At 65.1% G+C, this 17,102-nt stretch carries 20 protein-coding genes; 10 read left to right on the plus strand and 10 right to left on the minus strand.

What is annotated here, in order from left to right:
- Positions 1-133 precede the first annotated feature (133 nt).
- The 5 genes from B9Z03_RS06925 to B9Z03_RS06945 form a co-directional block, all read right to left on the minus strand.
- Positions 134-1,243, minus strand: coding sequence for an ABC transporter ATP-binding protein (locus B9Z03_RS06925; RefSeq protein ID WP_085463529.1), 1,110 nt, complete (start codon positions 1,241-1,243; stop codon positions 134-136).
- A complete protein-coding gene (locus B9Z03_RS06930; protein WP_085463530.1) occupies positions 1,240-1,458 on the minus strand; it encodes a hypothetical protein in 219 nt (72 codons plus the stop codon). The genes B9Z03_RS06925 and B9Z03_RS06930 overlap by 4 nt, the downstream gene beginning before the upstream one ends.
- Positions 1,455-2,414: a carbohydrate ABC transporter permease gene (locus B9Z03_RS06935; RefSeq protein WP_085463531.1), complete on the minus strand. Its 960-nt coding sequence runs from the start codon at positions 2,412-2,414 to the stop codon at positions 1,455-1,457. The genes B9Z03_RS06930 and B9Z03_RS06935 overlap by 4 nt, the downstream gene beginning before the upstream one ends.
- A 1-nt stretch (position 2,415) precedes the next feature.
- Positions 2,416-3,321 carry a carbohydrate ABC transporter permease gene (locus B9Z03_RS06940; protein ID WP_085463532.1) on the minus strand — a complete coding sequence of 302 codons (906 nt, stop codon included), beginning with the start codon at positions 3,319-3,321 and terminating at the stop codon, positions 2,416-2,418.
- A 72-nt stretch (positions 3,322-3,393) separates the two neighbouring features.
- Positions 3,394-4,707, minus strand: a complete 1,314-nt coding sequence (locus B9Z03_RS06945) for an extracellular solute-binding protein (RefSeq protein ID WP_085463533.1) — start codon at positions 4,705-4,707, stop codon at positions 3,394-3,396.
- Between the two features lie 675 nt (positions 4,708-5,382).
- Between B9Z03_RS06945 and B9Z03_RS06950 the strand changes: the two genes are divergently transcribed.
- Positions 5,383-7,128, plus strand: coding sequence for an alpha/beta hydrolase (locus tag B9Z03_RS06950; protein WP_139832189.1), 1,746 nt, complete (start codon positions 5,383-5,385; stop codon positions 7,126-7,128).
- Positions 7,129-7,140: 12 nt separating this feature from the next.
- Here the strand turns inward: B9Z03_RS06950 and B9Z03_RS06955 are convergent, their stop codons facing one another.
- The 4 genes from B9Z03_RS06955 to B9Z03_RS06970 all read right to left on the minus strand — a co-directional run bounded on the left by B9Z03_RS06955 (position 7,141) and on the right by B9Z03_RS06970 (position 10,694).
- A complete protein-coding gene (locus B9Z03_RS06955; protein ID WP_085463535.1) occupies positions 7,141-8,394 on the minus strand; it encodes an ATP-binding protein in 1,254 nt (417 codons plus the stop codon).
- Positions 8,395-8,469: 75 nt separating this feature from the next.
- On the minus strand, positions 8,470-9,174 hold the full coding sequence (locus tag B9Z03_RS06960) for a glutathione binding-like protein (RefSeq protein ID WP_085463536.1): 705 nt from the start codon (positions 9,172-9,174) through the stop codon (positions 8,470-8,472).
- Positions 9,175-9,226: 52 nt separating this feature from the next.
- Positions 9,227-10,438 (minus strand): beta-ketoacyl-[acyl-carrier-protein] synthase family protein, encoded by a 1,212-nt coding sequence (locus tag B9Z03_RS06965; protein WP_085463537.1) that lies wholly within the window; start codon positions 10,436-10,438, stop codon positions 9,227-9,229.
- 1 nt (position 10,439) lies between these two features.
- Positions 10,440-10,694: an acyl carrier protein gene (locus B9Z03_RS06970; protein ID WP_085463538.1), complete on the minus strand. Its 255-nt coding sequence runs from the start codon at positions 10,692-10,694 to the stop codon at positions 10,440-10,442.
- 168 nt (positions 10,695-10,862) lie between these two features.
- On the opposite strand from B9Z03_RS06970, the gene B9Z03_RS06975 reads away from it, so the two are divergent.
- Genes B9Z03_RS06975 through B9Z03_RS06995 form a run of 5 tightly spaced genes read left to right on the plus strand, consistent with a single transcriptional unit; the run spans position 10,863 to position 13,254 of the window.
- Positions 10,863-11,726: an urease accessory protein UreD gene (locus B9Z03_RS06975; RefSeq protein WP_085463539.1), complete on the plus strand. Its 864-nt coding sequence runs from the start codon at positions 10,863-10,865 to the stop codon at positions 11,724-11,726.
- Between the two features lie 14 nt (positions 11,727-11,740).
- The gene (locus tag B9Z03_RS06980) at positions 11,741-12,043 is read left to right on the plus strand and encodes an urease subunit gamma (protein ID WP_085463540.1); all 303 of its coding nucleotides are present in this window, start codon (positions 11,741-11,743) and stop codon (positions 12,041-12,043) included.
- 6 nt (positions 12,044-12,049) lie between these two features.
- On the plus strand, positions 12,050-12,301 hold the full coding sequence (locus B9Z03_RS06985) for a DUF1272 domain-containing protein (protein WP_085463541.1): 252 nt from the start codon (positions 12,050-12,052) through the stop codon (positions 12,299-12,301).
- A gap of 30 nt (positions 12,302-12,331) precedes the next feature.
- Positions 12,332-12,922 (plus strand): HupE/UreJ family protein, encoded by a 591-nt coding sequence (locus B9Z03_RS06990; RefSeq protein ID WP_085463542.1) that lies wholly within the window; start codon positions 12,332-12,334, stop codon positions 12,920-12,922.
- An 11-nt stretch (positions 12,923-12,933) separates the two neighbouring features.
- Positions 12,934-13,254 (plus strand): urease subunit beta, encoded by a 321-nt coding sequence (locus B9Z03_RS06995; RefSeq protein ID WP_085463543.1) that lies wholly within the window; start codon positions 12,934-12,936, stop codon positions 13,252-13,254.
- 11 nt (positions 13,255-13,265) lie between these two features.
- On the opposite strand, the gene B9Z03_RS07000 is transcribed toward B9Z03_RS06995, so the two are convergent.
- Positions 13,266-13,709, minus strand: a complete 444-nt coding sequence (locus B9Z03_RS07000; RefSeq protein WP_244561676.1) for a hypothetical protein — start codon at positions 13,707-13,709, stop codon at positions 13,266-13,268.
- Positions 13,710-13,844: 135 nt separating this feature from the next.
- Here B9Z03_RS07000 and ureC point away from each other — a divergent pair, with 135 nt between their 5' ends.
- The 4 genes from ureC to B9Z03_RS07020 all read left to right on the plus strand — a co-directional run bounded on the left by ureC (position 13,845) and on the right by B9Z03_RS07020 (position 17,074).
- Positions 13,845-15,557: an urease subunit alpha gene (ureC, locus tag B9Z03_RS07005; RefSeq protein ID WP_085463545.1), complete on the plus strand. Its 1,713-nt coding sequence runs from the start codon at positions 13,845-13,847 to the stop codon at positions 15,555-15,557.
- A gap of 74 nt (positions 15,558-15,631) precedes the next feature.
- Positions 15,632-16,093: a DUF29 domain-containing protein gene (locus tag B9Z03_RS07010; protein WP_085463546.1), complete on the plus strand. Its 462-nt coding sequence runs from the start codon at positions 15,632-15,634 to the stop codon at positions 16,091-16,093.
- Positions 16,094-16,128: 35 nt separating this feature from the next.
- Complete coding sequence (locus B9Z03_RS07015; RefSeq protein WP_085463547.1) at positions 16,129-16,425, plus strand: putative quinol monooxygenase; 297 nt, start codon at positions 16,129-16,131, stop codon at positions 16,423-16,425.
- Positions 16,426-16,483: 58 nt separating this feature from the next.
- Complete coding sequence (locus B9Z03_RS07020) at positions 16,484-17,074, plus strand: hypothetical protein (protein ID WP_085463548.1); 591 nt, start codon at positions 16,484-16,486, stop codon at positions 17,072-17,074.
- Positions 17,075-17,102 lie beyond the last annotated feature (28 nt).

Below are 17,102 nucleotides of genomic sequence, written 5' to 3' on the forward strand. Positions count from 1 at the left end.
CCTCCACCATGCTTCGCATGGTCCCCCTCCCCCGCTTCGCAGGGGAGGATCGACGGCGCCGCCGGCACAACCATAATCCTCCCCCGTTTACGGGGGAGGGGGACCACGTAGTGGTGGAGGGGGCGTCGCTCGCTCAAAGCCGCACCCCCAGGCTCCGCCCGCTGTCCGTGTCGAAGAAGTGCGCCTGCGCCGGGTCGATGCGGGCGTAGACCTTTTCGCCTGCCCTCGGCACGAAGCCGGCGCGGGTGCGTGCGCGCAGCATGGTCGAGCCTACCGCCAGGTCGACGATGTCGTAGGCGCCGAGCGGCTCGATGATGTGCGCCTCGACCGGCAGGTAGCCCTGACGCTCCTCGCGCTCGACAAGCACGCCCTCCGGCCGGATGCCGAGCTTGAGCGCGCCCGGTTTGTCCGCATGGCCGTTGAGCTTGCCCGTCAGTTCTTTCGGGAAGGCGAAGCCGTTCGCCTCTCCCCCCATCATCACGGTTGCCCCCTGGGTGTTGGACGACACCGTCACCGGCGCGACGTTCATCACCGGGCTGCCGACGAATTGGGCGACGAACAGGTTGGCCGGGTGGGCGTAGACCTCCTCGGGCGCGCCGATCTGCTGCAGCACGCCCTCATGCATGACGACGATGCGGTCGGCGAGGCTCATGGCCTCGACCTGGTCGTGGGTGACGTAGATCGTCGTCGAGCCCTGCTGGAGATGCAGCCGCTTGATCTCGGCCCGCATCTCCTCGCGCAGCTTGGCATCCAGCGCGCCGATCGGCTCGTCCATCAGCATCGCCTTCGGCTGCCGCACCAGCGCGCGCCCGATCGCCACGCGCTGCATGTCGCCGCCCGACAGCGCCGACGGCTTGCGGCCGAGCAGGTCGGTGATGCGCAGCACCTTGGCGATCTCACGCACCGACCGGTCGATGCCCGCCCTGTCCATGCCGGTGGCCCTGAGCGGGAAGGCGATGTTCTCGTAGACCGTCATGTGCGGGTAGAGCGAGAAGGACTGGAACACCATCGCGATGTCGCGGTCCGACGCCTTCATGTGCTGCACCGGCTTGCCGTCGATGAGGATATCGCCCTCGTCGATCGTCTCCAGCCCGGCGATGGCGCGCAGCGTCGTCGTCTTGCCGCAGCCGGACTGGCCGAGAAGCACGATGAACTCGTTGTCGGCGATGGCGAGGTTCATGTCCTTGACGACCTGGACGTCGCCGAACCACTTCTGCACGCCGCGAAGCTCGATCTGGGTCATGACTTGCCTTCGTGATGATCCGAGACGTCGAACACGCCATCCTGGGCATTGTCCGGCTTGCCGAACCAGCCGGTGAACATGAAGGTGAGCAGGCCGACAATGATCACGGTCAGCCCGTAGCGGTGCAGGAACTCCACCCAGGGCTGGCAGAGGAAGATGATGCCGAGCACCATCACGACTTCCGCGATGCGCTGCAGTTGCGTCGACTTGATCATTTGCGGATCGCCCCGAAGCTCATGCCGCGCAGCAGGTGGTTGCGCAGGAGGAAGGTGAAGATCGCCACCGGCAGCAGGAACAGGAAGGTGCCCGACGCGATCACCGTCCAGTCCGGCAGGCCGGAGCCGACCTGGCTGGGGATGAAGGGCGGCGCGGTCTGCGCACGCCGGTTGGTCATGATCAGCGCGAAGGCGTATTCGTTCCAGGCGGTGATGAAGCAGAACACGGCCGTCGCGGCGATGCCTGTGGCCGCCTCGGGAAGCACGATCTTGAAGAAGGCCTCCATGCGCGTGTAGCCATCGACGAGCGCCGCCTCCTCGTATTCCTTCGGGATCTCGTCGATGAAGCCCTTCATCAGCCACACCGAGAAGGAGAGGTTGAAGGCGGTGTAGAGGATGATCAGACCCCAATGGGTGTCGTTGAGACCCACCGCCCGATACATCAGGAACATCGGGATCGCGACGACGACCGGCGGCAGCATGCGCGTCGACAGGATGAAGAACAGAAGATCGCCCTCGCCCTTCACCTTGAAACGGGAGAAGCCGTAGGCCGTGAGCGTGCCCATCCCCACCGCCAGCACCGTGGAGGTGATGGCGATGATCAGCGAGTTCATGAACCGGCTCGGATAGCCGGACCACTGAACCTCGCCCCGGCCGGACCGCACGACCTTCTCGCCGCCGTCGAACACCAGCCGCTCCCACCAGGGCGCCGCCTCGTATTCCTCGGCGGTGGGCGGCGCGCGCAGCTGCGAGCGCTTGGTGAACAGCTTGACGAAGGGCGAGATCTCCGGCGTGAACACAACCGTCGGCGGGATCGTCGTGGCGAGGTTGCGCGGCTTGAAGGCCGTCGATGCGATCCAGTAGATCGGCGCCAGGAAGATCATCGTCACGACGAGCACGGCAACGATCGCCAGCCGGTTCAGGCCCTTTTCGGTGGAGGTCTGGACAGCAGCCATCTCAGCGCTCCTTCACCTTGTTCAGGTATTTGACGTAGATGTTGGTGATCGCCAGAACCATGATCAGCATGATGTAGGCGAGCGCGCAGGAGCGGCCCGTCTCCCAGGTCTGGAAGGCCATCTTGTAGAGCCGGATCGAGATCACCTCGGTCGTCGGCTGGCTGGTCAGGATGTAGGCCAGGTCGAAGGTCTTGAAGGCTTCCATCGTGCGGAAGATGATCGCGATCATCAGGATCGGCGCCACCAGCGGCAGCGTGATGCGGAAAAAGGTGTAGATCGGTCCGGCGCGGTCGATGGCCGCGGCCTCGTAGAGATGCTTCGGCACAGCCGAAAGACCGGCGAGCGACAGCAGCATCACGAAGGGCGACCACATCCAGATGTCGGTCAGCGCCACCGCGTAGAGCGCCATGTCGGGATTGGCCAGCCATTCGAAATTGCCGAGCCCGAGCGCATAGTTGATGATGCCGAAGGACGGATCGTAGAGCAGCTTCCAGAACAGGCCGACCACCGCCATCGACAGCATCATCGGCAGGAGCAGCAGCGTCGTGATCAGCCCCTTCAGCGGGATGTCGCGGTTGAGCAGCATCGCCGTGCCGAAGCCGACAATCACCTGCCCGACCACCGAAACGATGACGTATTTCGCCGTGATCGAGAAGTTCGCCCAGATGTAAGGGTCGTTGAGCAGCTCACGGTAGTTCTGCAGGCCGACAAAGTTCGCCGCGGCATTGCCGGAGGCGCGGAAGTCGGTGAACGAATAGCCGAGCGAATAGAGCAGCGGGAAGATGTTGAAGACGATCAGGAAGACGATCGTCGGAATGATGAAGAGATTGCGGATCGCAAGGTCGCTCATGCCGCGGGAGGCGGCGCGCGATGTGGGGTCGAGCGTGGTCAATGCTGCCGTGGCCAAGGCCACCTCCTCGGTGAGCGTCAGAGACGAAAACGGAGGGGGCGTGTGGCGCCCCCTCCGGCGAAGTCGGGATCACTTGATCCGGTTGTACTTCTTGAACGTGGCGTTCCAGTCGGCCGCGAGCGCGTCGAGCGCTTCCTTGGCCGTGCCCTGGCCCGCGGTGATGAACGGATAGATGCGCTGGTTCATCTGCATCAGCAGTTCCGCATATTCCGGCGTGGCCCAGAAGTCCTTCACCTTGAACATGGTCTCGTAGAAGGCCTTGTTATAGGGCGTGGCGTTCTGGAATTCCGGGCTCTCCAGCACCTTGGCGCTGGCGGTGTAGCCGCCGAGCTCGGCCCAGCGCTTCTGGGTCTCGTCCTTGATGAACCACTCCAGGAACTTCATCGCCTCTTCCTTGTTCTCGGAATAGGAGACGACGGAGATGCCCTGGCCACCGAGCGCGGCGAACTGGTCGCCGTCGGGACCCGCCGGATTGGCGAAGAAGCCCGTGACCTTGGCGTTCGGGTTGGAGGCCTCGTTCACCAGCGCGGGGAAGAAGGCGAAGTAGTTCATGCTCATCGCCGCCAGGTTCTCGGTGATCGCCTGGTTGTTCTCGACGAAGAAGGTCTTTGCCCAGCCGGGAGGCGTGAAGCCGTAGAGCTCGCGATAGGCCTCGAGCGCCTTGACGTTCTTCTCGGAGTTGATGATCCCGTCGACCTTGTAGTTCGCATAGTCGCCGAGTTCGCCGCCATAGGAGAAGATCGCGTTCTCGACGCCCATGACGAGGCCGTCATAGGAGTTGTCGGTGTAGATCGCGACGCCGTAGCGCTTCTGGTCCGGACGGTGGAAGAACTCGGCGATGTCGCGCAGTTCCTTCCAGGTCTTCGGCGGAGCGAGGTCGTAGCCGTATTTGGCCTTGAACGCCTCCATCTCCTTCGGGTCCTCGAACCAGTCCTTGCGATAGGACCAGCCCACCGCGTCGCCCTCGGCCGGGATAGACCAGTATTTGCCAGAATTTGACGGATACTCGGCGTAGTATTTCACCGTCGCCGGGGCCATCACTTCGCCGAGCTTGTGCTTGTTGAAGAACTCGGTCAGGTCGACATAGTGGCCGGCCTCGGAGGCCGCGCCGATCCACTGCGAGTCGCCGACGACCATGTCGTAGGCCGAGCCCTTCGCGTTGAATTCGGTGAAGGCCTTCGTCTGGAAGTCCTGCCACGGCGTGGTCTCGACCGTGACTTTGACGCCGGTTTCCTTTTCGTACTCGTTGACGAGTTCCTGCAGATAGTTGGCCGGATCCCACTCCGCCCAGAAGATCGTCAGTTCCTGCGCGTGCAGCGACGAAACGCTGCCGGCAAGCGTAAGGGCCAATCCGGCCAAAAGGCCGGTCACTTTCCTGTGCATGTCATTTCCTCCCTGTCGTGCCTCGATCGGGTCCGTGCGCGGCATGGCCGCGGCGCCGGCTCCCGTTGGCGGCTCTTCGCCGCCTCGTCCCGCCTTGGTCTCCTCCCGAGGCGAGCAGATTGAGATGACCGGTCAGTTCTCCCGCGGCGTAAGCCGCGCTGGCCGGACATTCCCCTAAACTGGTATTACCAATGCCTCGGCCCGGTCAAGCGCTTTCTTTACCACCCCGCTCTTCCTCGCTTTTCCGCGGTTTTCTGACCTGCTGGTGTCCACATATTGAACGTTGTAATCGATTACATCGACGCGACGATTGACCGCCCGACTGCAACAGTGGCGCAATCTGGTAAGACCAGAGATGTATGAACTTTGAGCGTCGCTCCCGGCCGCTCCGGCAACCCGTGATCGCCTCGTGTGAGACTATCATATCAATATGATACTCTCGTCTCAAAAAATCGCAATCCCCATTCCGCTCGGCACCGGGCGCCGCGCAGGCTGGAGACGTGCATGGGACGAGACGAACCTTTTCCGCGCCCGACCCTATTGTTTCCGCAATCGCGGCGATGAATTGTTTCGTGTCATCGGCTTGTGATCCCGCTAGGCTGGGATCGGCCGGCACCGGGCGGGTGGAGCGACGACATGTGGACTGCGTTTCTGGCGCGTGTGCCAGGCCTTGGAATGAGATCCGGTCTGGCGGCGGCATGTGCCGTGTTCCTGGCGCTGGGTGCTGCGCCGGCCTCTGCCCTCGACATCATGCTGGACGCCCGCGTCGCCGAGGCGACCGCGAAGGGCGACACCGCGGCGGCGCTGGGTATCATCGACGCCGCGCTGGCGGCGGAGACCGATCCGGCTATCGTCGAAGACCTGCTGCGCCGTCGCGCCGTCGTCCATTCCGAGGCCGGGCAGGCCAAGGAGGCCGGCGAGGCCTGGGCACGGCTTGCCGCGAAGCTTGCCGAGCGTCTGAAGGACAAGGCGCCCGAACTGATCCCGGTCTGGGAGAAGGCGGGGGCCGAGTTCGAAAAGGCCGGCGAGACCGGTCCGGCGGTCGACGCCTATGCCAGGGCGCTCGCCATCGTCGAATCCGCCGGCCTCGATCCGGCCGTGGCGGCGGACATCTACACGAAGCTCGACAAGCTGGCCGAGAATGCGCCCGACGGCCCCGTGGCCGACCAGGCGATCGATGCGCTCGAAGCCTTCGCGGACTATCGCCAGGACTTCGCCGACAAGGCCGCCGGCGGCCTGCGCGACACCTCCGATCCCGACAAGGGCTACAAGGAGGTCAAGATCTACTATGCGACCGACCGTGCCCGCTCGGGCAGCGAGCTGCCGGGCGAGTTCTACGGCGGCCAGCGCGGCACCGCACTGGAACTCGGCACCGCGGTCGTCTCCATCCCGCTCGACCACCGTCCGGGCCAGATCGAGGCGCCCTCGATCTGGAGCTTTGACTTCCGCGAGGATCCGCAGCGCCACATCGTGCTCGCAAGCGTCACGCCGTCCGCCAATGAAGCGGTCTTCGCGCAGATGCGCGAGCAGATGGCGGCCGCGCCGGGCAAGGAGGCCTTCGTCTTCATCCACGGCTTCAACGTGCCATTCAACGAGGCCGCGATGCGCACTGCGCAGATGGCCTACGACATGAATTTCGAAGGCCTGCCGATCCTCTATTCCTGGCCGTCGCGCGGCTCGGTGCTGAGCTACATCGCCGACACCGCCGTCGTGAACCTCTCAGGCCGCCGTCTCTCGCTCTTCCTGGAAGACGTGGTGGCGAAGTCGGGCGCGACACGCATCCATCTCATCGCCCATTCGATGGGCAACCGTGCATTGACCGACGCGCTGGAACTCTTCGCCCTGCGCAACAAGGACAAGCCGCCGGCATTCGACCAGGTACTGTTCACCGCGCCCGACCTCGACGCCGGCCTGTTCGGCGAGATGGTCAAGACCATCCGGCCGACCGCGCAGCGCATCACGCTCTATGCTTCCAATCGCGACTGGGCGCTCGCCGTCTCGCGCCAGCTGCATGGCGACGCACCACGCGCGGGGCAGGGCGGCAACGACATTCTGCGCCTGGCGGATGTGGATTCGATCGACATGACGACGATCGGCGAGGACATGCTGGCGCACAGCTACTACGCCAACAACCCGTCCGCCCTCACCGATATCCTGTCGCTGTTCTGGCGCGACGCGCCGCCCGAGCAGCGCTGCGGCATGACCAAGTCGACCTCCGACAAGGGGTCGTACTGGGCCTACTCGCCCGAGCCCTGCGACAGCGCAGCGCTGCTCTCGACGCTGTCGATCCTGCGGCGCGGCAGCGTCAAGAGCGCCAGCGAGGCGCGCACCTTCCTCAACAGCTATATCCTCTCGCCGACGATCGACGCCGGCGAGCGCTCTCGGCTGGAGCAGGCGCTGGGACGGCTGTTCGGGAAGTAGGAAGCGTGAGCCTCACATTGACCACAGCGTCGAAATAGGGACGGCGTGAAGTTTCTCGCCGAAAGGCGTGACACGGTCGTGGTCGTGCAACACCAGACCGCGCACAAACCGTTCGCCGACCGCTTCCTGCAATTGCCTTAGCCCGCGAAAGTCGTTGGGCCGTACCGTGGCGGCGGCTTTCACTTCAATTCCCACGATGCGGCCGCGTCGGTCCTCGATGACGACATCGACTTCGTCCTGGTCCTTCGTACGGTAGTGAAAGAACGATACTTTGCGCTCCGACCAAGACGCCAGCTTCTGGAGTTCGGAAACAACAAAGCTCTCAAGCAGGGCACCAAACCGAGTTCTGTCTTGCCGCAATGCCGTCTCCTCATCCTCGCGGAGGGCCGCAAGCAGCCCGCTATCCAAAAAATGCAGTTTGGGTGTCTTCACCAGTCGCGTCAGTCGGTTGTTCGACCACGGCGGTAGAGCTCTGACGAGGAACAGCCTTTCCAGGATTGCCACATATTTCTGGGCAGTCACGCTGGACAGGCCGAGGGCCGCCCCGAAACTGGAGTTGTTGACCAGCTGACCGGCATGTTCGGCGAGCACGTCCATCAGGCGAGGCAGTCGGTCCAACTGGTCGATGTTGGCGATGTCACGGACGTCCCGGTCGAGAATCTGGCTGACGTAGTCTTCGAGCCATGCCGTGCGCCGGACGGCGGTGGTTCTTCGCAGCGCCTCCGGATAGCCTCCTTGCAGGACGACGGCGAGCAATGCGTCACCGAATGCCGGACTCTGGCCGGCTTCGGGTTCGTCTCCTGCAAACAGGCGATCCAGAAACCTGCCGGACGTGGAGCGGAGTTCTGATTGGGCAAACGGCAGAAGAGGGATTGTCGCCATTCTGCCCGCAAGAGAATCGGCGATAATCGGCACTGTTGCGATGTTGGCCGAGCCAGTGAGCAGGAAGCGGCCCGGCTCTCCGTCGCGATCGACGCTCTCCTTGATTGCGAGCAACAGTTCAGGTGCACGCTGGACCTCATCGATCACCCCGCGCCTGATACCTCTCACGAATGCCACCGGATCTGCGCGTGCAGCGCTCAAGGCGCCGACATCGTCCAGCGTGATGTATGGCCTTCCCTCGTCTGCAAATTGTCTGACGAGCGTCGTCTTGCCTGCCTGGCGCGGCCCGACGATCAGGACGACGCGCGTGTCTGCGAGCGCAGCTTCAACCTTTGTCCGGACTTTGCGCTCGATAATTCGATGAGGCGAAACAGAAGGCACCATACGTCTATATTTAACGCATGGTTCGTCCAATTTAAAGTCAGAGGCCGTCTGATTTTAAGTGAGTTCGGATTGCACTCACCCTCTCGCCGGAATGTCCAACCCCTTCTGCACCGCCGGCCGCGCCACGCCGCGGTCGAGCCAGGCCTGCACGTTCTTGAAGTTGGAGAAGCCGACGAGGTCGCCTGCTTCGTAGAAGCCGACCAGGTTACGCACCCAGCCGAGATGCGCCACGTCGGCGATCGTATATTCGTCGCCCATCAGCCAGGTGCGGCCGGCGAGACGGGAATCGAGCACGCCGAGCAGCCGGATCGACTCGTCCGCGTAGCGCTTGAGGGGCCGCTTGTCTTCGAAGTCCTTGCCGGCGAACTTGTGGAAGAAGCCGACCTGGCCGAACATCGGCCCGATCGCGGCCATCTGGAAGAACACCCATTCGATCGTCTCCCAGCGGGCTGCCGGATCGGCGGGGATCAGCTTACCGGTCTTGTCGGCGAGATAGAGCAGGATCGCGCCGGATTCGAACAGGCCGATCGGCTTGCCGCCCGGGCCGTTGGGGTCGATGATCGCCGGGATCTTGCCGTTGGGGTTGAGCGACAGGAATTCCGGCCCCCAGGTCTCGTTCTGCATGATGTTGACCGCATGCGCCTCGTAGGGGAGGCCGATCTCCTCCAGCGCGATCGAGACCTTCACGCCGTTCGGCGTGGGAAAGGAATAGAGCTGCAGCACGTCCGGGTTCCTGGCCGGCCAGCGCTTGGTGATCGGAAAGGCGGAAAGGTCTGTCATCGTCGGGTCTCGCGTAAGGAAGGGCGGATGCCGCCCCTGATATCGCAATCGGTCAGACGGCGCGCAAGGCGATGACCGAATTGGTGCCGCCGAAGGCGAAGGCGTTGCTGACCGCCGCGCGGACGGGCCGCTGACGCGCGACGTTGGGCGTCACGTCGAGGTCGCAGGCGGGATCGGCCTCGCGATAGCCGATGGTCGGCGGCACCACGCCGTCGCGGATCGCCATGACGCAGGCGATCATCTCCAGCGCGCCCGAGGCACCGAGGCAGTGGGCGTGCATCGATTTCGTCGAGGAGACGGAGAGGCGGTCGGCCTGCGCGCCGAAGACGCGGCGGATCGCCGTCGTCTCGATCTCGTCGTTTGCCTTGGTGCCGGTGCCGTGCGCGTTGACGTAGTCGATCTCTTCCGGCGCAAGCCCCGCATCCGCAAGGCAGGCGCGCATGGCCGCCGCCGGACCCTCGACGGTCGGCGCGACGATGTCGGCGGCATCCGCCGACATGCCCGAGCCGGCGAATTCCGCGAGGATGGTGGCACCTCGCGCCACCGCATGGTCGTAGCTCTCCAGCACCGCCATGCCGGCGCCCTCGCCGAGCACGAGGCCCTGGCGGTCGGCCGAGAACGGCCGGCACGTGTCCGGCGACAGGATGCGCAGCGCCTCCCATGCCTTCAGGATGCCCCAGACCATCGGCGCGTCGGTTCCGCCAGCCAGCATGACGTCGGCACGCCCGAGCCGAATCTGGTCGGCCGCCGCCGTGAAGGCATGGTTGGAGGACGAGCAGGCCGAGCTGACGCCGAAGACAGGCCCATGCAGCCCGTACTGGATGCTGACCTGTCCGGCCGGCGCGCCGGGCATCACCCGCGGCACGGTGAAGATGCCGGCGCGGGTCTTTCCGTCGAGCAGCACGCTGCGATAGTTTTCCTCGATCGCCTCCCAGCCGCAGATGCCGGTGCCGACCACGGCCCCGATCCGGTCGGAGCGCCCCGGCTCGACGCTGAGCCCCGACTGCGACATCGCCTGGCCGGCGGCTAACACCGCGAGCAGCGAGAAACGGTCCATCGTCACCAACCGCTTGCGGTCGATGTCGTGGGTGGGGAGCTGCCTGATCTCGCCGCCGGTGCGGATTTTCAGGTCGTGCAGCGGAATCGTCTCCAGCGGCCCGATGCCGCTGCGGCCGGCCTGCATCGCGCTCCAGATGGCGGCGGTGTCGGTGCCGAGCGAGCAGAGCCCGCCCAGGCCGGTGATGACGATGCGAGGACGGCTCATCTCAGCCTTTTTTGTCGATCAGCGTTCGGACCGCGGCGACGATGTCCCCGATTGTCTTCAGGTTGTTCCAGGCGTCGACCGTGTTCATCTCGATCTCGATCGCATGCCTCTCTTCGAGGTCGAAGATGATCTCCGTGAGCTCGAGCGAGTGGATGCCCAGCGTATCCAGTTCGGTATCGGTGGTGATCTCCCCAGCGTCCGGACCGGCATGCGCCTTGATCAGCTCGATTGTTTCCGCGGCGAGCGGGTCAGACATGAAATCCCCTTGCTAAGAACACGCGAACGCGGCCATGTCCGGCCGCCGCTCCCCCCAGTATCCACGCTTTTCCAGCGCCGTTCCGCTTCTTCTATAGAAAGGGAAACCGCAGGTGGCAACAACTGGTGCCTCGACAGCGGTGTCGCGCTGCGCCTAGGTTCGCTGCCGATGATCCGCGTTTCGATCCCAGCCGACCCTTTGACGGAGCCAACACTGCAACGCGTGCAGGCGCTGGGCCGGCTCGCCGTGGCCGCGCAAGGCGGCCGCACGCGTCTGGAGCGGCTGTTCCAACAGGGCGCGGCGAAGATCAGGATGCCCACCGTAACGACAGGCGCTCTCGAGGCGATCCTGATCAACACGGCGGGCGGCATGACCGGCGGCGACCGGCTCGAATGGGAGATCGAGGTCGGAACCGGCGCGGCCGCGGTCCTGACCACACAGGCCTGCGAGAAAGCCTATCGATCGGCCGGCGGCGTCGCCCGCATCCGGACCTCCGCACAGGTGGCGGCAGGCGGCCACCTCGCCTGGCTGCCGCAGGAAACCATCCTCTACGACCGTTCGGCGCTGCACCGGCGGCTGGACGTCGACCTTGCGCCGGGCGCGACCGCACTCATCGTCGAATCCGTCATCTTCGGCCGTCGCGCGATGGGCGAGGTGGTCACGACCGCGCAGTTCCGCGACGTCTGGCGCATCCGCTCCGGCGGCCGTCTCGTCCATGCCGACGCGATCGCCTACGACGGTGATGTCGCCGGCCAGTTGTCCCGCGCCGCGGTTGCGGACGGGGGCACCGCTTTCGCCACCGTGCTGCTGATCGCGCCCGAGGCGGAAGAGCGCCTCGGCAGGGCGCGCGAGATCGTCGGCGAGACGGGCGGGGTGAGCTTCTGGGCGCTGCGCGGCGATGCGCAGGCGGCGAATGGCAAGCTTCTTGCGAGGCTTGTCGCAAGCGATGGCTACGACTTGAGGCGGCGGCTGGTTCCCTTGCTGGACCTGCTCAACGCACAGGCAGCTTTGCCTAAAGTCTGGTCAACATAGCATTCGGAGGACGCATGAATCTGACACCGCGGGAAAAGGACAAGCTGCTGGTCGCCATGGCGGCGATCGTCGCGCGCAAGCGGCTTGAGCGCGGCGTGAAGCTGAACCACCCGGAGGCCATCGCCCTGATTACCGATTTCGTCGTGGAAGGTGCGCGCGACGGCCGCTCGGTCGCCGACCTGATGCAGGCGGGCGCGCATGTCCTCACCCGCGACCAGGTGATGGACGGCGTCGCCTCGATGATCCACGACATCCAGGTCGAAGCGACATTCCCGGACGGCACCAAGCTCGTCACCGTGCACGAGCCGATCCGGTAGGCCGGCATGCTCGAGTTGCGCCCGAATTGCGAGTGCTGCGACCGCGACCTGCCGCCGGAGAGCGCGGCCGCGATGATCTGCACCTTCGAATGCACGTTCTGCTGCGACTGCGCGGAGCGGACCCTCGGCGGTGTCTGCCCGAACTGCGGCGGCAACCTTGTGCGCCGGCCCCTGCGGCCGGCAGCAATGCTCCAGAAATATCCGGCCTCCAAGCGCCGCGTGCTGAAGGCCGAGGGCTGCCCGCAGCGGGCGGCTTGAACGGCGACTGACAGAGAAGGGGACGACAAAATGATGAAGCGGATCGGATTGGCCTTCGCGGGGCTCGGCGTGGGCGTGGCCCCGGCCTTCGCGCATCTCAACCCGGCCGAGCACGGCTCGTTCGCGGCAGGTTTCTCGCACCCGCTGTTCGGCTTCGACCATATCCTGGCGATGGTGGCGGTCGGCCTGTGGGCCGCGCTTCTCGCGAGGGGGACGGACCGCCGGGCGGTCTGGCTGGTGCCCGCCGCCTTCGTCGGCACCATGCTCGCCGGTTTCGGCGCGGCCATGTTGGGAGCGCCGCTGCCCGTCGTCGAGCCTGTGATCCTCGCCTCCGTGGTGGCCATCGGCCTGCTGGCGGCGGTCGCGCTCAGTGTACCGACGGTGGCCGCCATGGCGATGGTCGGCTTCTTCGCCTTCTTCCACGGCCATGCGCACGGCGGCGAACTCGGCGAGGCTGGAGCATGGCAGTTCGCGATCGGCTTCGCGGCGGCGACCGCGCTCCTGCACGCCGCCGGCGTCCTGCTCGGGATCGGGCTTGGCAGCCGCTACGGACAGGTCGCGGCCCGCGCGGCCGGCGCACTGACGGCGGCGGGCGGGCTCTGGCTCGCTTTCGCGGGCTGAGGGGGGATTCCATGATTCTCGGAGATTTCGTTCCCGGCCAGATCATCACCGCCAAGGGCGACATCGAGCTCAATGCCGGGCAGCCGACGGTGACGCTCAAGGTCGCCAACACCGGCGACCGGCCGATCCAGGTCGGCTCGCACTATCACTTCTTCGAGACGAACGAGGGCCTGAGCTTCGACCGCGCCAAGGCGCGCGGCATGCGGCTCGACATCGCCGCCGGCACCGCCGTGCGCTTCGAGCCCGGCCAGGAGCGCGACGTGACGCTGGTGCCGCTCGGCGGAAAACGCGAGGTCTACGGCTTCCAGCAGAAGGTGATGGGCAAGCTGTGAGGACCGGGGGCTCAGCCCGCCGGCTTCGCGGCCGCGTAGACCACGACGCGCCGGTCGTCGCCGATCTCTACCGCGAGCACGTCGCGCATCAGCACTTGTCGCGAATCGATGGCGTGGAAGAGCAGCGCATTGCCCTCGAGCTCCTGCCGCAGCGAAGCGATCTCGTTTTCTCGCTCCTTCAGCTTGGCGTCGATCTCGGACGGAGGACCGCCCTCGGTCGCCGCCGCGTCGGGCAGGAAGACGATATCAACGCTCCTGACGTCGGTGACCTTGCGCACCGCCACCGCGCTTTCGCCAGCATTGTCGATCGCTTCGACGATCTTGCCGTGGTCGACGCTGGCCGAGCTCTCCTGCTCGCGAATCTCGGAGCCGACGATAGCGTCGATCGCACCCTCGGCGTCCAGTCCTTGCGCGGATGCGCTACCCGCGGCCGTCGTCGCCGCAAGCAGGGCCATGAACATGGCTCGTCGCAACATCTTTCACCTCGTCTCGTTCGTGTCCGGATCATTGGAAACCGCCCGCGTTGCGGATGGTTCCCCTCGCGATCCGCCATCGCCCCGTTTCAGCACGCTCATACCGGAGCCTGACCCATGCCCGCCCGCATTTCCCGCGCCTCCTATGCCCAGATGTTCGGTCCGACCACCGGTGACAAGGTTCGGCTTGCCGACACCGACCTGATCATCGAGGTCGAAAGGGACCTGACCACCTATGGCGAGGAGGTGAAGTTCGGCGGCGGCAAGGTCATCCGCGACGGCATGGGCCAGAGCCAGGTCACCCGCGCAGGCGGCGCGGTCGACACGGTGATCACCAACGCGCTGATCGTCGACGCGACCGGCATCTACAAGGCCGACGTCGGCCTGAGGGACGGCCGCATCCATGCCATTGGCAAGGCCGGCAATCCGGACACCCAGCCCGGCGTGACGATCGTGATCGGCCCGGGCACGGAGGCGATTGCCGGCGAGGGCAAGATCCTCACGGCCGGCGGCATGGACGCGCACATCCATTTCATCTGCCCGCAGCAGATCGACGAGGCGCTGATGTCGGGCATGACGACCATGCTCGGCGGCGGCACCGGTCCGGCGCACGGCACGCTGGCCACAACCTGTACGCCGGGCCCCTGGCACATCAGCCGCATGATCCAGGCGATGGACGCGGTGCCAATCAACATCGGCCTGTCGGGCAAGGGCAACACCTCGCTGCCGGGCGCGCTGGTGGAGATGATCGAGGCCGGGGCCTCGTCGCTCAAACTGCACGAGGACTGGGGCACGACGCCGGCCGCGATCGACAACTGCCTATCCGTCGCCGACGACTATGACGTCCAGGTGATGATCCACACCGACACACTGAACGAGAGCGGGTTCGTCGAGAACACGGTCGCGGCGATCAAGGGCCGCACCATCCACGCCTTCCACACCGAGGGTGCCGGCGGCGGGCATGCGCCGGACATCATCAAGGTGGCGAGCTTCCCGAACGTGATCCCGTCCTCGACCAACCCGACGCGGCCCTATACGGTCAACACGCTGGAAGAGCATCTCGACATGCTGATGGTGTGCCACCACCTGTCGCCGTCAATCCCCGAGGACATCGCCTTTGCCGAGAGCCGAATCCGCAAGGAGACGATCGCGGCCGAGGACATCCTGCACGACATCGGCGCCTTCTCGATCATTTCCTCCGACAGCCAGGCGATGGGCCGTGTCGGCGAGGTGGCGATCCGCACCTGGCAGACCGCGCACAAAATGAAGCTGCAGCGCGGCCGGCTGAAGGAGGAGACCGGCGACAACGACAATTACCGGGTCAAGCGCTACATCGCCAAATACACTATCAACCCGGCCATCGCGCACGGCCTGTCGAAGCATATCGGCTCGGTCGAGGTCGGCAAGCGGGCGGACCTTGTACTGTGGAACCCGGCCTTCTTCGGCATCAAGCCTGACATGGTGCTGGTTGGCGGCATGATCGCGGCGGCCCCGATGGGCGACCCGAACGCCTCGATCCCGACACCCCAGCCGGTGCATTACCGGCCGATGTTCGGCGCCTACGGCAAGGCGATGACGGCATCGTCCGTCACCTTCGTCTCGAAGGCTGCCGTGGACCTCGGCGTGCGCGGGAAACTCGGTGTCGAGAAGGAACTCGTCGCGGTGGAAAACACGCGCGGCGGTATCGGCAAGGCATCGATGGTGCTGAACAGCGCGACGCCGCACATCGAAGTCGATCCGGAGACCTACGAAGTCCGCGCCGACGGCGAACTGCTCACCTGCGAACCGGCGAAAGTGCTGCCGATGGCGCAGCGGTATTTCCTGTTTTGAGGGCGGCGAGCCGGCCGGTTCAGGTCAGGTAACGCCGTCTGGAAAAGAACGGTCGTTTGCGCGATACTCATACCATGAACAAGGTCTTCCGCCTCCAGGAGTTGACGCACTACGAAACGGACTTTGCTCGCTGGTGCGCCGAGCAGGGAGCCATGTTGCGCGAAGGTCGTCTCGACACACTCGATCGCGAGAACCTTGCCGAGGAGATCGAGAGCTTGGGACGGAGCGAGCGGCGGGAGATCGAGAACAGGCTGAAGGTGCTGTTGGTCCACCTGCTGAAATGGCGTCATCAGCCGGAGAGCCGAAGTGGAAGTTGGCGTTCGACGATCCGGGGACAACGGCAGGGGATCGCGAAGATAATCAAGGAAAGTCCGAGTCTTCGCGGCCATCCGTCGAAGGCACTCGCCGAGGAATACGCCTACGCGATTCCGGAGGCTGCCGACGAGACCGGCCTCCCCGAGACGGTGTTCCCCACGACCTGCCCTTTCACGATCGAGCAGGTTCTCGACTTGAACTGGCTCCCCGACGCAGGATAAATCCCCCGGCAAGCAAGTGCCTGGAGGAGAGTTGCATGATCTACGTCGTCGCCACCATCGAGCTGAAGTCCGGTTCGGTCGACGCCATCCGCGCGGCCGCCGCGGCCTGCCGCGTCGAGACGCTGAAAGAGGACGGCTGCATCGCCTATGAGATGTTCTCCAGCCTGGACAATCCCGACAAGCTGGTCGTGGTCGAGAAGTGGGCGACGCGCGAGGCGCTGACGGCGCATTCTAAGCAGCCGCACCTGAAAGCCTGGCGCGAGGCGAGCGCGCCGTTCACCGCGTCGCGCAAGATCGAGATCGTGCACCCCGAGAAGATCGAGGAGTTCTGAGCTTCGCCGCAGCGCGCGACGGGTTGATGCAGCCGGCCTGCGGCGCTATCGATCCGTCATGGAACCGCACGCTTCCGCCGCCGACGTTTTCCCCCATGTCCGCGTGGTGCTGGGCATGGTCGTGGGGCTCGGCGTGACGCGCATCCTGTCGGGCTTCGCGCGCATCGTCCAGCATCCGACGCAATACCCGCTCTATCCGGTGCATCTCGCCTGGTCGGCGATGCTGCTTTTGGTGCTGGTGCATTTCTGGTGGTGGCAGTTCGGCCTGCACACCATCCAGCACTGGACCTTCCCGATCTACCTGTTCGTGATCGCCTACGCGATCCTGCTGTTCCTGCTCTGCGCGCTGCTGTTTCCCGATTCGATGCGGGACTACGAGAGCTACGAGGACTATTTCTACGAGCGGCGCGGCTGGTTCTTCGGCATCCTGGCCGCCACCTACGTGCTCGACGTGATCGACACGATGATCAAGGGCGAGGAGCATTTCGCCAGGTTCGGCACGGAATATCTGGTGCGCACGCCGATCTTCATCGCGCTCAGCCTCGTCGCGGCGATGACCACCAGCCGCCGCTTCCACCTCGCCTTTGTTGCCTTGGCGCTGATCTACCAGATAGTCTGGATCCTGCGCCTGTTCGACGACATCGGGTGAGGCGCTTCCAGGCGGGAGGGTGAAGCGA

This window comes from Mesorhizobium australicum (assembly GCF_900177325.1).
Taxonomy (GTDB): Bacteria; Pseudomonadota; Alphaproteobacteria; order Rhizobiales; family Rhizobiaceae; genus Mesorhizobium_A; species Mesorhizobium_A australicum_A.